This window comes from Paucisalibacillus globulus DSM 18846 (assembly GCF_000482485.1).
Classification (GTDB): Bacteria; Bacillota; Bacilli; order Bacillales; family Amphibacillaceae; genus Ornithinibacillus; species Ornithinibacillus globulus.
Genome location: NZ_KI519435.1, coordinates 1 through 15968 on the forward strand (window position 1 = coordinate 1; position 15968 = coordinate 15968).

Sequence of the window (15968 nt, forward strand, 5' to 3'; positions counted from 1 at the left end):
GCTGAAATTCCAGAAGTCTGTCCTTTAGACGAGGTCTATTAGACAGAGTTTGCGCAAATTCCGGAAGTCTGTCCTTTAGACGGGGTCTATTAGACTGAGTTTACGCTAATACCGGAAGTCTGTCCTTTAAACCAGCTCTATTAGACAATAGTTTAACGAAATACCAGAAGTCTGTCTTTTAAACCAGCTCTATTAGACAGACTTTACACAAATACTGAAAGTCTGTCTTTTAAATACGAATATGAATGAAAAGTCTCCATCCCACACAATAAATAACCCCCAGAGTCTAAGCTCCGGGGGCTAACTAATATCACTGCATGACTAGTGCTGGTACTGCATCATCCATTTTACTAATCTCTACATCTTTATAATAATACTTCACGATGTCTTCGTATGTTTTTCCTTCTTTTGCCATTCCGTTGGCGCCGTATTGACTCATTCCGACGCCGTGTCCACTTCCTTTAGTGGTGAATATGAGGTAATTATCTTTTTGCTCTATTGAAAAGTCATTGGATCGTAGTTTAAGCTTTTCGCGTACTTCCCGCCCTGTGAAAGTGTTCCCTTCGAGATTTAACTCACCGACACGTTTACTTTCGGTTCTAGTTGCTTCGATGGTTAACTGTTTATTATTTGGGAGGTCGATTCCTAATACCGTTTCCACTTGTTCAAATGTAAATGTCTCTTGATCTAAGTAATATGGAGAGGCTTCATCCCATGGGCTAGACACGCTTCGCAAATATGGTATCTCGTTGATATAGTAATCTTCGGAGTTCTCAGTAAACCCGTTACTTGTCGAGAAGAATTGTGGGTCGATTGGTTTATCATTATGGGTAATAATTTGTCCTTTTGTAGCGAGAACCGCATCCGATATTTTCTTCATATTTTGATTGTAATTTGTGCCCCATTTTTCTCGTAATTCTGCATCATTCTTATAGACTTGATCCTGAATAGTATCTGTAACATCAGAGGCATCTTCTTCTTTTTGATATAACATTTTATTCACGACATAGGTTCTTGCGGCGAGTGCTTGTGCTTTTAATGCTTCGGCTTCAAATTCGATTGGCATCTCTGACGCAACGACTCCACTTATATAGGCTTCCAGTGGTACATTTTCAATTTGTTCGGTTTGGGCACGCATGACGGCTACCTCAACTGCTGAATCTTCAACTAATGCTGTTTCGGCTGCTGATGCGGTTTCTTTTGCCCCTCCTTGCTGATCAATCGATTGAGAGCTGACCTCGCTATTCGTGATGAATGGAATAACGATTAATGTCGGAACGGCTAGAATGATAAATGCCAAGCTAAATAAAAATACTGCTGGGCCTTTCCATTTGATGCCCCCTGAACTCATCGGTGCTTTAGGCCGTTTGTTTGTTATTGTAGCCATTCGTTTTTGTAGAATCTGTTGCTTCGATGCAGATTTTTTCTTCTTTAATTTTTGGATTTGTTTAATGGTGTGTTTATTGTTTTTCAAAGGCACCCTCCTCCTCGAGACTTTTATCTAGCATTCCTACTATTAAACTTATACAGTTAGGGAAAATAATAGAACTAGAATTTTGAAAATCTAGCGAACGTGTTTAATAGGACAGGCTTAACGAGGGGGGGAAAATCGTGGCTAGTAAGGGATGAGGATTCCTGCTTAACTGGAGTAAAAAGGTTGCCTTACCATGTAAGACAACCTTTTCCCAATTTACTACCTTATATTTACAACCGGATCTTTTCGTTTATCTTTCTTTACATTCTCATTATACAGATGACAGGCGACAAAATGGTTATCTTCTACTTCCTGCCATTCTGGTTTTTCTTTTCCACAGACTTCCATTGCAAATGGGCAGCGGGTACGGAAAACACAGCCGCTTGGTGGGTTGATTGGGCTTGGTAGTTCTCCTTGTAAAATTATTCGTTCCCGGGATTCCTCCATATCAGGGTCTGGAATCGGAATAGCGGATAGTAATGCTTGTGTATATGGATGGAGTGGGTTTTCGTAGAGATTCTCACTCGCTGTTAATTCCACCATATTTCCTAAATACATGACCCCGATTCGATCGGAAATTTGTTTTACCATCGATAAGTCATGAGCGATAAATAAAAACGTCAAACCCTTTTCCTCTTGTAGATGCTTTAATAGATTTACGACCTGTGCCTGAACCGAAACATCTAATGCTGAGATTGGTTCGTCGGCAATAATAAACTCTGGATTCAAAGCTAGCGCACGGGCAATCCCAATCCGTTGGCGCTGGCCACCACTAAATTCATGTGGGTACCGGTTTGCATGGTCTCTATTTAGGCCTACTTCTTCCAGCAATTGATAAACCCGTTCATTTTGTTCCTTTTTACTGTGATATAGCTTATGAACTTCCATTGGTTCTGAGATGACCTCACGTACTGTGGAGCGGGGGTTGAGGGAAGCATAGGGGTCTTGGAAAATCATTTGCATCTTTTGCCGTAATCGGAATAGTTCTTTTTCGCTTAGGTCGTGGACATTTTCTCCATCAAACAAAACATCTCCTTCTGTTTTGTTGTACAGTCCAATAACAGTTCTGCCGATTGTTGACTTTCCACAACCAGATTCCCCTACGAGCCCGAATGTCTCTCCTTTATTAACGTGAAACGTGACATCGTTAACAGCTTTTAAGATACGGTTTTTTCCTAAGTCAAAGTGCTTTTTCAGATTTTTAATTTCTAATATCTTTTCTTCATCCATGTTTACCCCGTCTCCCTTCCCCAGTAACGTCTCGCAATACAAAGCTCGCGCTCATATTTTGTACCTGCTAAACGAACAATCTCAATGCCTCTTCCTGTCATTGGAGAATGAAGCATCTTCCCATCCCCACAATAAAACCCAACATGGTGGATACTTCCTTTTCCCTCTTCATATGCGAAAAATAATAAATCCCCCGGCTCTAATTGATTGATTGGAATCTCTTTCCCGTGCATTGCCTGATCAGATGCGTCCCTACTAATTTGAAAGCCATTTGCTTTGTGCATCGCATAGGCAAAGCCTGAACAGTCATAGCCAAAAGCACTCATTCCGCCCCATAAATAATCTAGACCGAGATGTTTTTCTCCATCTTTTATCATCGTTGATCCATTTCCTAGCTCCCCGCCCGTTTCAGTATGGAAAATCTGAACCGCTTCTTTTGGTAAAAAGGCAGGACCTTGTGGCGTTAAAACCGCTACACGTGTTTCCTGCATTTGTACAACCGGTAAACAAGTCATATAGCTCAGCTTCCTAACCTTTTTCCCTGATTCATCCTCTAACCAGGCATGTTTTTCAGTAATTCCTGCTGTTTCTGGACGGACCCACTCTTCTCGCCTTACTTCCTTCAATTGATGGAATGGAATCCAGCCCGGATAGCCGCTTTTATCCTTCTTTGAGGGTTGACTTGGAATGGTAACCTTTGCCCAGTCATCTTTTATTTCAGTGATGATAACCGCTTCCCCATACAACGTTTGCGTTTGTACTCGGTTATCATTACATAGTGCTACTTTCTCCTCTGTTGAGAGAGTGGTTAGCCATTTTTCCATGTCCACTTGCTCCCCTATAGCTAGATTATCTATCTCCCTCGCTGATTCTGGATTTGTCCAAACGGTTGCGACTTGAACCGCTGTAACATGAAATGTCTCTGATAATGGGAATGATTGTTTGAACATACATTATTGCCCCTTTCTTGATGGCTTTTCATAAAAGGTACTCTTCATTAATCCCTTCAATCCCTAATCCTTTACCACTGCCAAAGGTAATCATACTTTCCTTATATGTTATTCCGCCTTTGATTAAATCGCCTGCGAGCATTAGCGGCGCATCAAAATCAAAGTAGTTTATATTGGGTTGGCTTGCTGCAAAGTGGGCAGCAGCCGTTATCCCAATCTTAGATTCAATCATACTACCAACCATGCATGTCACTCCGTAAATATCTGCTAGTTTGGCAATCTTGCATGCTTCATGGATGCCACCTGCTTTCATGAGTTTGATGTTAATCATGTCAGCTGCCCCCATTTCGAGCACTTCCCTAGCATCCCGTGCGGAAAAGACACTTTCATCAGCCATAATGGGAATTTGCGTGTTATCAGTCACATATTTTAGCCCCTTTAAGTCATAGGCTTTTACCGGTTGCTCGATAAGTTCTATATTTAGGCCGAGGTCCTCCATCTGTTGAATGGCACGAACTGCTTCTTTTGGATTCCAGCCTTGGTTTGCATCGAGGCGAATGGTGATTGCTGAGCCTACTCTATCTTGGATTGCTCGAATTCTCTCCATATCTTTTTCTATCGTATCTTTTCCGACTTTTACCTTTAATACGGAAAAACCATCACTCACATACCCTTCCGCATCAACAGCCATTTCCTCTGGACTATTTACACTAACTGTATAGTCCGTTTCGATAGAATCTTCATACCCACCTAAAAATTGTGTCAGGCTCATGTTCGCCTGTTGAGAAATACAATCGTATAATGCCATGTCGATTGCTGCCTTGGCGCTAGTGTTTCCTACCAATATCGTATGGGTTTTTTCAAAAAGCAGTTCCCGGTCAAGGATTGGCATTCCTATGAGTGCGGGTTTGAAAATCTCTTTTAGGGCATAGTGAATGCTTGCTAATGTGTCCCCTGTAATCACATGGGTTGGTGGTGCTTCTCCCCAACCAACTATGCCATTATCACAAGTCACTTTAACTACAATAGTTTCCGCAACTGTTACGGTTCGGAGAGCTGTTTTGAATGCTTTTTTTAATGGAATCGCTGCTTGATATATTTCGATATGTTGGATTTTCATGTGTTTGTCACTCCCGGCATGATAGATAGTGTTTTATCGATTGTTTTTAGTGTTGCTGGTACCCCAAGCGGGACGGCAAAATGTGGGAAGCAATGGCCAATTTTAAAGCCAGACATCACCGGGACGGATACACCACCTAAATAATGCTGGAATACTTCATCAAGGGTTAAGGATGGTTCACTTTTTGGTTCAGCGTTGGCGAAATCACCAATAATAATTCCTGCCGCTTGCTCTAGTTTTCCTGCTAGTCTTAATTGATTTAACATAGAATCAACCCGATATGGCTGCTCATCAATGTCTTCTAGTAGAAGGATTTTTCCTTTTGTATCAATCTCATATTCTGTTCCTAAGGTGCTTGTGAGTAATGCTAGATTTCCACCTACTAATGTTCCTGTACCTTCTCCCTCTACTAAAACTTCCAATTGCGAAATGCATTCGTTATATTGTAATGGTGTTGGTTCAACTAATTGTAAAAAGGATGTTGCCGATATACTATCAAAGTCAGGATCTGCAACATCTGAAGCAAGCATTGGACCGTGAAATGTAACGAGTCCTGTTTTTTGCCGGATGGCTGTATGTAAATAAGTAATATCGCTATAGCCCCAGATGATTTTGGGATTTTTAGCGATTAAATCATAATCTATGGCATCGACGAATCGTCCAGTGCCATATCCACCTCGGGAAAAAATAATAGCATTTATCGCGTCATCCGCTATCATATCGTGAAAATCTGCTAGCCGTTCTTCATCTGTCCCAGCTAAGTAGCCATGTACCTTTTCTATGTTTTTCCCCAATTTCACACAGAGGCCTAGATACGTGAAAAAGGGGATGGCATTCCTGAGGCGATTCATATTTGGAGGGCTTGCAGGGGCGATTACACCAATGGTATCTCCTTTTTTAAGGGCTTTTGGAAGTAGCATATGTCTACCTTCTTTCTTTGTTTTCAATGAAATGCATACGAGGAGCGTGATATTCTAGAAATTTTATAACGATCCTTCTCCTGGACATTTTGAATCTAGATTCGTGTTGAAACGTACATAACAACAGCTCTCATTAACTTTTTGAACTAGTTTCTTGCTAAAAAGCACATGACAACAGCTCTCATTAACTTTTTACACCTAGATTCTTGCTAAAAAGTATATGACAACAGCTCTTATTAACTTTTTGAACCTAAATTCGCGCTAAAAGTATATGACAACATCTCTCATTAACTTTTCACACTTAGTTTCTTGCTAAAAAGCACATGACAACAGCTCTCATTAACTTTTTACACCTAAATTCGCGCTAAAAGTATATGACAACATCTCTCTTTAACTTTTTACACCTAGATTCATACTAAAATGTATATGACTACAGTTCTCTTATACGTTTCAAATCTAATTCTACCTAGGATTTGATAAAGGAGAGGCTCACCGTGGTGGATGAGCCCATTCCTTTTGGTTAAAGGGTCACATCACATTCCCCTATAATTCAACTTACTTCTTATCTGCATACTTCAAATCAAAGTATCCAACTGGGTGGCGTAGGATTCCTTCTATCCCATCCGCTTCCAGCACTACAGTATTATAGTAACGGATTGGTATCGCGATCATTTCATCGGCTAGCAATTTCTCCGCATCATAAAGAGCCTGCCAGCGTTCTTCTTCATTTGTTGCAGATTTACCTTTCTGAATCAACTCATCATATTCTGCGCTAGAAAAGCCAGTACGGTTCATGTATGAATCGGTGATAAAGCTTTCTAAGAAGTTCACTGGGTCGTTGTAGTCATTAATGAATGAACTACGAGAGAATTGTAGCTCTAATGCTTTTTGCGCTTCTGAGAATACGTTCCACTCTTGATTTTCAAGCGTTACTTCCACACCTAAGTGCTCATTGAACATACCGTGTAATGCTTCTGCTACAGCTTTGTTCGTATCACTTGTGTTGTAGCTTAATGTGATTGGCGGTAATTCATCATAACCTTCTTCCGCCATCCCTTCTTCTAGTAGCTGTTTTGCCTTGTCAGGATCAAATCCTACTAGGTCCCCATTTACATCACGGAAGTCTTCTCCTGTTGGACTTGTGTAACCAGGGTTAATGAATCCATAGGCAGGTTCGACTCCATTTTTAACGACGAATTGTGCAATGTCATCGCGGTTTACCGCGTAAGAGAACGCTTGGCGAATTTTCTTGTTTTGGAAAGGTTCCATCTCCAAATTAAAGCGGAAGAATTCTAGACCACCATAAGGTCCAATAAACACATTATCCCCTTCAATTAACTGATCAGATAATTCTGGTGGAATACCCGCTGTATCAAGGTCTCCCGCTTCAAACATTTGATATTGCGTGTTGGAATCATTCACCATTGCGAAATGTACTTTATCCAATTTCACAGTGGCTGCATCCCAATAATGTTCGTTTTTCACGAAAACCATTTCTTCATCATGGCTCCATGATTCCAATTTGAAAGGACCGTTTCCAACATATGTTTCTGCTTCGGTATGCCAATCTGGGTTTGCTTCGGCTACTTTATGATTGATTGGAAAAAATGCTGGATTCGTTAATACATCTAGGAAGAAACCAGTTGGTTGTGCTAACACAACTTCTAATGTTTTCTCATCAACTGCAGTTACTTTTACATCATCAACCGAACCTTCTCCACTGTTGTAGGCCTCTGCCCCTTCAATGAAATATCCAAGGAATGCTGCTGCAGAGGCTGTTTCAGGGTTCAACATGTATTTCCATGCAAACTCAAAGTCAGCCGCCACAACAGGGTCGCCATTGGACCATTTTGCATCTTCACGTAATGTAAAGGTGTACGTTAATCCATCCTCGGTAATATTCCAGTCTTCCGCTACTCCTTCAGCTGCTTGGTGGTCTTTGTCTAATCGAGTCAAGCCCTCCATCAAGTTATTTAAAGGATCCCAAGACACAGCATCAAATCCGATAGATGGATCTAATGATGACGGTTCTGTACTATTGTTTAATCGAAGCACTTTTTCATCCATCGTTGTTTCATCATCCGTTGTATCCCCAGTTTCTGCTGGTTCCTCAACCTTTTCCTTTTCCTCCGGGTCTTTGCCCGCATCTTCATTAGCAGTACATGCAGCTAAGAAAAATACCGTTAGTGCTGCTATCAGTAAAAAGAGAAGCTTCTTCATCCTTATCCCCCTTAGTTTTAATTTGTGACCATCGTGGCCAGTAATTGTTTTGCCCGTTCGTCTTGCAACCAGCAATTCACCGAGTGGGAGTCACTTAAGTCGCTCGAGGCCGGGTATATTTTATTGCACACCTCCATCGCCATTGGACATCTAGCCGTAAACGGACATCCTTTGGGAGGTGAGAATAAATCTGGTGGTGTTCCATCAATTGGTTTTAATTTTCCTTTTGCATCCAATCGGGGAACAGAATTCAGTAATCCTTTGGTATACGGATGTTGCGGTGTGTAGAAAATTTCCCGCTTCGTTCCCGTTTCAATTATTTTTCCTGCGTACATCACGGCAATGCGGTCCGCAATTTTTGCAACTACTCCTAAATCATGTGTAATGAGAATGATCGAAACCCCCGTCACGTTTTGGATCTTTTCAAAAAGCTCTAGGATTTGTGCCTGAATCGTTACATCAAGTGCTGTTGTAGGCTCATCTGCAATGAGTAGCTCCGGCTCACAAATCAATGCGATGGCAATCACGATTCGTTGACGCATTCCACCACTAAATTGATGTGGGTACTGTTTTAACCGTTCCTCTGGATTAGGAATCCCAACAAGGTCCATCATCTCCAGTGCACGTTTTTTAGCTTCTTTATCTGAAACCTTTCGATGTTGCTTCAACCCTTCCATTAGCTGTGTGCCAATGGTTAATGTAGGATTCAATGCAGTCATTGGGTCTTGGAATATCATGGAAATATCGACACCCCGGATGGAGCGCATTTTCTTTTCATGCAATCGTGTTAAATCCTTGCCTTTAAAAAGGATTCTCCCACCGATTATTTTCCCAGGCGGATTTGGGATTAGTCCCATAATGGCATTGGAGGTAACACTTTTCCCACATCCTGACTCTCCAACGATGGCGAGTGTTTCTCCTTTATTTAGATGGAAGTCCACACCTCTTACTGCTTGTACGGTACCCCCATAGGTCGTGAAGGTAACATGTAGGTCATTTACTTCGAGAATTTTTTCCATCACTCCACCTACTTTCTTAATTTCGGATCCAGGGCATCCTGTAATCCGTCCCCTAAAACGTTAAAGGCAAACATCGTAAAGGATATGAAAAATGCTGGGAAAAACAATGTCCACCAATTACCAGAAAGTATCGCTCCTAATGAATCATTGGCCATCACTCCCCAACTTGCATTTGGCGAGGATATTCCAAGCCCGATAAAGCTCAAGAATGCTTCTGCAAAAATTGCGGATGGTACAGTTAACGTCATTTGGACGATAATTGGTCCCATTGTATTCGGTAGTAGCCCTTTCCGAATAATCCGTGGTGTTTTCGTCCCAAATGATTTTGACGCGAGGACATATTCATAGTTCTTAATCTGCATGACCTGCCCCCGCACAATCCTAGCCATACCGACCCATCCCGTCACGGTCAGGGCAATAATAATGGTCATTAAGCTCGGTCCCATAACTACTAGTAATAAAATAACAACTAATAGATAGGGAATTCCGTATAAAATCTCAATAATGCGCATCATGACGTTATCTGTGCGTCCACCTTTATAACCGGAAATTCCTCCCCAAATAATTCCAATGGTCACATCAATTAATGCTGCCATAAACCCTACAAAAAGTGAGATTCTCGCCCCATGCCAAGTTCTTGTAAAAACATCCCGTCCTGCTCCATCCGTACCAAACCAATGTTCAGCTGATGGCGGTTGATATTGTTCCGATAACACTTGCGTATTTGCATCATATGGTGAGAAAATTGGACCGAAAATGGCCATCAGGACTAATAGAATTAAAAATACTAAACCTGACATGGCTAAGAAATTTTTCTTCAAGCGTCGCCATGCATCTTTCCAATAAGATAGGGATGGCCTTGCGACTAATTCCTGTTCCTTGATGTTTTTATTTCTCCATGTAAACCATTCATCTGGTGCATTGTCTTTTGTGAAATGCTGGGGATGTTGATTCGACTTCATATTACTCCCCTTCCTTCTTAGTCACTTTGATTCTTGGATCTAATATTCCATAGGCAATATCCACGAGGAAAAGCATGACAATTAAAAAGGCACTATAAAACACGGTAGTCCCCATAATAACTGGGAAATCACGGTGATTAATACTTTCCACGAAATATTTCCCCATGCCTGGTATCGCAAAAATTTGTTCAATAACAAAGGATCCCGTCATGATTCCTGCAAGTAATGTCCCCATGATTGTAATTACCGGCATTAACGCATTCCTGAGTGCATGCTTCACAATAATTTTCCATGGTGTTAGGCCCTTTGCCCGAGCCATTTTTATGTAATCCTGTGTTAATACCTCTAGCATGGTGGATCTTGTAAGCCTGGCAATGATCGCCATCGGACCAGTCGCAAGTGCAAATACCGGGAGGACCATATGCATCGGACTTTTCCATGTTGCAACCGGAAAGATTTCCCAATTAACCGCCAAATTTTGTATTAATAAGGTTGCTAAAATAAAGTTTGGTATCGATATCCCTAGTACAGCAATCCCCATCGCCATGTAATCGATGATACCGTTATGGCGTAGGGCCGCTAGAATCCCGAGTATAATCCCTGATATGACAGCCACGATTATCGTGATAAATCCAAGTTCAGCTGAAATTGGAAACCCCCTACCTAATAAATCATTTACAGTTTGATTTGGTTGTTTAATAGATGGACCAAAATCTAACGTAGCAACTGATTTTAAATAGAGTAAGTACTGTACATGGAGCGGTTTATCAAGATTGTAATGCTTCTCCAGATTTTGCTGAACAATCTCATTGGAGTTTCCTTCACTATTAAAAGGTGAACCTGGTACCGACACCATCAGTACAAAGGTCAACGTAATAATGATCCATAGTGTGAGCACCATAACTAACAGTTTTTTTAAAATGTATTTGAGCATTGCCTCCAACTCCTGTATTGATTTCTCATTTGAAGTTCTAGTAGAAAAGCTTCTTTTGAAATAAGTTATGAAATGTTTCCGTTGTTTATGAGATTTATTGGTTTAAAAAGTGATAGATTTCAAAGCCCATTTTCCCGATGTATGCGGCTGATTTTAAATCATCTACTCCCCTTGATAATATAGATGCAATGAGGGTTCTTTTACCGACATAGAAAATACCAACATCATGTCGAACACCGGAAATATTTCCTGTTTTATTGGCAATTTCCCATTGTTTTAAGGTTCCGATTACTGGCTCGTCTAACTCTGGAATGTTTGCTGGTAATGAATTTCTTACTTGTTGTTTTTTCATCCTATCTATCATCTGCTCACATGCATGGACCGAGATAATTTTCCCAGTTGCCAATTCTTTTAACATGTTAGTCATTTCATGGGCAGTAATTTCATTTAAGCCTTCCCGGTTGGCATCTTGCGTCATCATCTTATGGTAAAATTTACTCTTTTCAAGGCCCATTTCTTTCAGACTTTGCTGAATGGCTTCTGTTCCAACTAAATCAATAAGTATATTTGTTGCGGTATTGTCACTTTGAATAATCATTAAAGTAATCAAATCGTAAATGGTTATTTGCGTTCCGGGAGTCATATGCTGCAGAACTCCACTTCCCCCGACCATATCTTCCCGCTTCAAAGGTAGACAATTACTAAGTGAAATTTCCTTACGATGACTTGCCGCAAATACTGCAATCATGATTGGAATTTTGATAACACTAGCGGAATAGAATAGCTCATGTGCATTAAATTCCCACGTTTCATTTGTGTCAAGGTCATGCAGGGAGATCCCCCATGTTCCACCAGCAGCTTCCATTATTCTTCTAATTCGCTCGGTTAGATTTCTCATATCATTTCTCCCATTGGTCTGGTTACGCATAGTTGGTATCATAAGCAAGCTCAATCATGACAAGAAGCGCCCGATATGCCTCTAAGATATCTTTTGCTTGATATTGGACGATAGTTGTTCCTGGTATAATTTCTGTTCCTGGCATCATATGCGCTAATTCTGCAGCGCCATAATTTACAAATTCTACTTTGATTAGTGGATTTTTAGGGGGGATTAGTGGATTTACCTGATGTCGTTTTTCAATTGCTTGTTTCACTTTTTCCCGTAGGAGCTCCCCCGCCTTCTTTGGTGTTAAACTCTTCGTTGCAGATCGGGAGACAGCTTCTTTTACTATTGCAGTAGTTACATTAGGAATAAGTGCCTCTGCTTCTTTCGCTGTTTCATCATCACCAGACACGAGTAACACTGGAACCCCGTGGTAACCAGCTACCATCGCATTCATGCCAATTTCTCCAACTTGCATATCATTCACATAAAAGTTCCGGACCATATGTATCATCGAATGGGACATCACACCCGGCATCCCGGCTCTTGCGTGGTAACCGATAAACATCGCACCTGTAAATGTGTCGTCTATTCCATGTACCATAGAGTATGTTTTAACACCACCGGTTATCAGCTGTGCATCTGGATGAAGCTGATCAATTAAAATATTATTCATCTTCATATGACTATCATTTACTAGCACTTCACCACAACCAGATGTAAAAGCTGATTCTAAGCAATAATTTGTTTCATCGGTCATTATTTTACGAGCGCGCTCATAATTATGCATGGAAGCGTTAACATATGTGTAATCCGGTAATCCTGTTATTCCTTCCATGTCCACGGATAAATAGAGTTTCATAGCATGTCTCCTTTGACGATCTGATTATTTTAGATTATATGTTTGAAATTTCTTTTACATGAGTGGATTTTTGTACAGTTCTATGAAGTAAGACAAAGGTCTCAGATAGTCGAACGTAAGGAGAAGTTCTATAATTGGGGGTGTGTAGGTGGTATTTTGGGGTTGATTGCTTTGCTACATTTCCATATTTTGGGTATTTTTTTGCGATGTGTGAAATGATTATTTAGTTGGTGTGGGATGGGACATAGGATTTTAGAATTATGTTGGTAGATTATATGAGGGGGTAACTAAAATTATACTACTGAGGGCTTGATTCTTTTGACCGTTCGACTAGAACGTTTCCCTCAAATAACAACTACTTATCCAACGTTCAGAGTCATACTTATACTAATCTATTAAAAATGAAAACAAAAAAGTGGAGTACCATAACAGCACTCCACACCATTTAATCATCATTCGACTTAAGAAAGTTCAGCAACAAAGTTAACCTTATATGGGTCTACAACATCACCGTTTTCATCAACGCGTTCAATATCTGCTCCAAGACTGCGTAATTTTCCAGAAAAATCAACATAGCCACGATCTAAATGTTTTAGTTCGGTAACTCTTGTTAATCCTTCAGCACGAAGCCCAGCAAGAATTAATGCAGCTGCTGCACGTAAGTCTGTAGCAGCTACTTCTGCACCTTGAAGTTCAGATGGACCGTCAATAATAACACTACGTCCTTCAATTTTCATTTTTGCATTCATACGACGGAATTCTTCCACATGCATGAAGCGATTTTCAAATACAGTTTCTGTGATCATGCTAGTACCATGAGCACATAACATTAATGCCATGATTTGCGACTGCATATCTGTTGGAAATCCTGGATGTGCTAAAGTCTTCACATCGGTTGCTTTCAACACATCTGGCCCAATTACTCGAAGACCATTTCCTTCTTCAATAATAGTCACACCCATTTCCTCTAACTTAGCAATTAGAGGTCTTAAATGTTCACTTACTGCATTTTCAATCAATATATTTCCACCAGTTATTGCTGCTGCAATCATAAATGTTCCAGCTTCGATACGATCAGGGATGATAGAGTGTACTGCTCCATGAAGCGTTTCTACACCTTCAATACGGATTGTTTCCGTACCAGCACCGATAACTCTTCCACCCATTTTATTGATGAAGTTTGCTAAATCTACTATTTCTGGTTCTTTCGCTGCGTTTTCAATAATTGTCTTACCTTCTGCAAGTGCAGCTGCCATCATAATATTTTCAGTAGCTCCCACACTAGGAACATCTAAATAAATCTTAGCACCTTGTAATCTACCATCTACTGTTGCTTCAACAAATCCATTACCGACATGAACTTTTGCACCCATTGCTTCAAAGCCTTTTAGGTGTAAATCAATTGGACGTGAACCGATTGCACATCCTCCTGGCATCGCAACATTTGCATGGCCATAACGGGCAAGTAGTGGACCCAAAACAAGAACGGACGCACGCATTTTTCGGACATACTCAAATGGTGCTTCCGTTTTTAATTGCTTTGAAGCATTAACTACTACTATATTATTATTAAACTCTACATCAGCATTCATATTACGTATTACTTCATTAATCGTATAAACATCAGCTAGAGCTGGGACCTCATGAATAACGCTATTTCCCTCACTAGCAAGAATACTCGCAGCAATTACGGGTAGCACAGCGTTTTTAGCGCCTTCTACGTAGACATTACCATTCAACTGCTGTCCGCCTCTTACAATGATTTTATCCATATTTCAAATTCTCCTTCAGATCCATTTTCCATATATTAATATTCATTTATTAGGATAGGTGTTCCAATCAAGTATTGGACATCACCATTGCCAAGGTTTCTTGTTACTATTTGCACATTCACTGGCCTATCCTGAATGGTAATTTTCTGACCCCACTGTGAGGTATACCCATATACTATTTTTGCATTTCTTGTCGAATTTATTGTGTCTTTTTGTATATTTATTTGTCGCAAATTAAGTATTTCAGTAAAACTTTGCATTACATAATCATTTTCAATTATAGCATTAGTACTCGTAGACATACAAGAGAATATTTTAACGTCTTTAGTAAAATAATTGTTGACTAAATAACTGTGTGTATCCTTATATTTGGACGCAATATTTTTATCCCAGGAAATACCTTTTATAGACACGATAAGTTCAGCCTGATACTGCTTATCTTTGGGGAAAATCACACTATACTCTACGTTAATATTACCCTGTTTATGAGCGTTTGTAACTAAATATTTAATACTGTTTTCATTTTCATCTTTCGTGACAGAAAAACTACTACTTAATTCCTGAATAATCTCTTCTAATCGCGACGTTTCCATATATTCCTTCATCGTCACTTCCCAGCTTTCGATTCCCAGATTGTTATCTACTATAATGTTAGCTATATCAATAATTTCAAATTGTTCATTATCCATCGCAAAAACGGTATTAGACATAAATAATATTATAAGACTTATAGCAAAAATTCTTTTCATTATAAAAATCCCCCTTGTTCAACTTATCAACAGTATGAACAAGAGAGATTTATAACATACATCTTTTTAGTAGTTTAATAGACTTTATAAAAAAATTACCTTACAGGAGGAATTTAAGATCTTGTGACCATTGCAGAAACTCAAGGAAAAAGCGACTTACCCCTGTTCCAATTACAATCGTCAGAAATAGAATTAAGATCCTCGCTTCCGTTCCCCTACCTTTTCGAATTAATGGCTCAAAATTAATGGTTTGCATTAAACGCCATGTAATATAGATGAAAATAATATGGGAAATGATACTCATCATTGCAACTTGTCCAATAGATAACATTGCTAACCACCTTATAAATAAAGATTTCTTCTATTAGACTCTGCCATTTAATCGCTTTATTGTCAAATGAAGTATTCGTATCTGTGGAGGTTCGACACAGGAATATTATCATATAATAATATTTCACATTTCCCGGGAAATATCGACATGGATGGAGAAGTTTGTATGTTTTATGGTTGGAAGTCTTTTTACATTGTGTGAAATTTGATTTGGTTAATTTATTTGGGACTTTAATTGTTTAGTTATTTGTTGATTTTTGTTAATTATTGAATACTTTCAGGTTCATGGTGTGATCTTGTTAAGAGATGTATAAATTCATTTTCACCTCGACTTTGGGTTCAGATCCAAACGATGTGTAGAACACTCTCGTTTTTTATTTTAACTTCAAACGTAAGGTAAAATGATGTATAGAATTCTCCCATTTTTCATTTCAATTTCAAGACCAAGGCTAAATGATGTATAAAGCGGCCCCATTCTTCATCCTAACTCCGAAACCAGGACCAAATGATGTATAGAGCGTTCCTATTCTTCATTTCAACTCC

Annotated in this window: 14 protein-coding genes; all 14 read right to left on the minus strand. The window is 39.7% G+C overall.

The features are described from left to right. Nucleotides 1-310: 310 nt before the first annotated feature. The 14 genes from spoIID to K332_RS0112240 all read right to left on the minus strand — a co-directional run bounded on the left by spoIID (nucleotide 311) and on the right by K332_RS0112240 (nucleotide 15426). On the minus strand, nucleotides 311-1480 hold the full coding sequence (spoIID, locus tag K332_RS0112175) for a stage II sporulation protein D (protein WP_342665456.1): 1170 nt from the start codon (nucleotides 1478-1480) through the stop codon (nucleotides 311-313). A gap of 213 nt (nucleotides 1481-1693) precedes the next feature. Continuing rightward, nucleotides 1694-2704 (minus strand): ABC transporter ATP-binding protein, encoded by a 1011-nt coding sequence (locus K332_RS0112180; RefSeq protein WP_026907695.1) that lies wholly within the window; start codon nucleotides 2702-2704, stop codon nucleotides 1694-1696. A 2-nt stretch (nucleotides 2705-2706) separates the two neighbouring features. Further along, nucleotides 2707-3654 (minus strand): C40 family peptidase, encoded by a 948-nt coding sequence (locus tag K332_RS0112185; protein ID WP_026907696.1) that lies wholly within the window; start codon nucleotides 3652-3654, stop codon nucleotides 2707-2709. Between the two features lie 28 nt (nucleotides 3655-3682). Beyond that, nucleotides 3683-4774: a mandelate racemase/muconate lactonizing enzyme family protein gene (locus K332_RS0112190; RefSeq protein ID WP_026907697.1), complete on the minus strand. Its 1092-nt coding sequence runs from the start codon at nucleotides 4772-4774 to the stop codon at nucleotides 3683-3685. Then, on the minus strand, nucleotides 4771-5694 hold the full coding sequence (locus tag K332_RS0112195; protein WP_026907698.1) for a S66 peptidase family protein: 924 nt from the start codon (nucleotides 5692-5694) through the stop codon (nucleotides 4771-4773). Before K332_RS0112195 ends, K332_RS0112190 begins: the two co-directional genes overlap by 4 nt. A 555-nt stretch (nucleotides 5695-6249) precedes the next feature. Next, a complete protein-coding gene (locus K332_RS0112200; protein ID WP_026907699.1) occupies nucleotides 6250-7914 on the minus strand; it encodes a peptide ABC transporter substrate-binding protein in 1665 nt (554 codons plus the stop codon). Nucleotides 7915-7931: 17 nt separating this feature from the next. After that, nucleotides 7932-8933, minus strand: coding sequence for an ABC transporter ATP-binding protein (locus tag K332_RS0112205; protein ID WP_026907700.1), 1002 nt, complete (start codon nucleotides 8931-8933; stop codon nucleotides 7932-7934). An 8-nt stretch (nucleotides 8934-8941) separates the two neighbouring features. After that, nucleotides 8942-9895, minus strand: a complete 954-nt coding sequence (locus tag K332_RS0112210; protein WP_026907701.1) for an ABC transporter permease — start codon at nucleotides 9893-9895, stop codon at nucleotides 8942-8944. Between the two features lies 1 nt (nucleotide 9896). Then, nucleotides 9897-10829, minus strand: a complete 933-nt coding sequence (locus K332_RS0112215) for an ABC transporter permease (RefSeq protein WP_026907702.1) — start codon at nucleotides 10827-10829, stop codon at nucleotides 9897-9899. Between the two features lie 94 nt (nucleotides 10830-10923). Next, nucleotides 10924-11727 (minus strand): serine hydrolase, encoded by an 804-nt coding sequence (locus tag K332_RS0112220; protein ID WP_026907703.1) that lies wholly within the window; start codon nucleotides 11725-11727, stop codon nucleotides 10924-10926. 22 nt (nucleotides 11728-11749) lie between these two features. After that, nucleotides 11750-12574 carry a M55 family metallopeptidase gene (locus K332_RS0112225; protein ID WP_026907704.1) on the minus strand — a complete coding sequence of 275 codons (825 nt, stop codon included), beginning with the start codon at nucleotides 12572-12574 and terminating at the stop codon, nucleotides 11750-11752. Nucleotides 12575-13035: 461 nt separating this feature from the next. Beyond that, nucleotides 13036-14346, minus strand: a complete 1311-nt coding sequence (gene murA / locus K332_RS0112230; RefSeq protein WP_026907705.1) for a UDP-N-acetylglucosamine 1-carboxyvinyltransferase — start codon at nucleotides 14344-14346, stop codon at nucleotides 13036-13038. A 35-nt stretch (nucleotides 14347-14381) separates the two neighbouring features. Beyond that, the gene (locus K332_RS0112235) at nucleotides 14382-15095 is read right to left on the minus strand and encodes a YwmB family TATA-box binding protein (protein WP_026907706.1); all 714 of its coding nucleotides are present in this window, start codon (nucleotides 15093-15095) and stop codon (nucleotides 14382-14384) included. A 100-nt stretch (nucleotides 15096-15195) separates the two neighbouring features. Further along, nucleotides 15196-15426, minus strand: coding sequence for a DUF1146 family protein (locus tag K332_RS0112240; RefSeq protein ID WP_026907707.1), 231 nt, complete (start codon nucleotides 15424-15426; stop codon nucleotides 15196-15198). Nucleotides 15427-15968 lie beyond the last annotated feature (542 nt).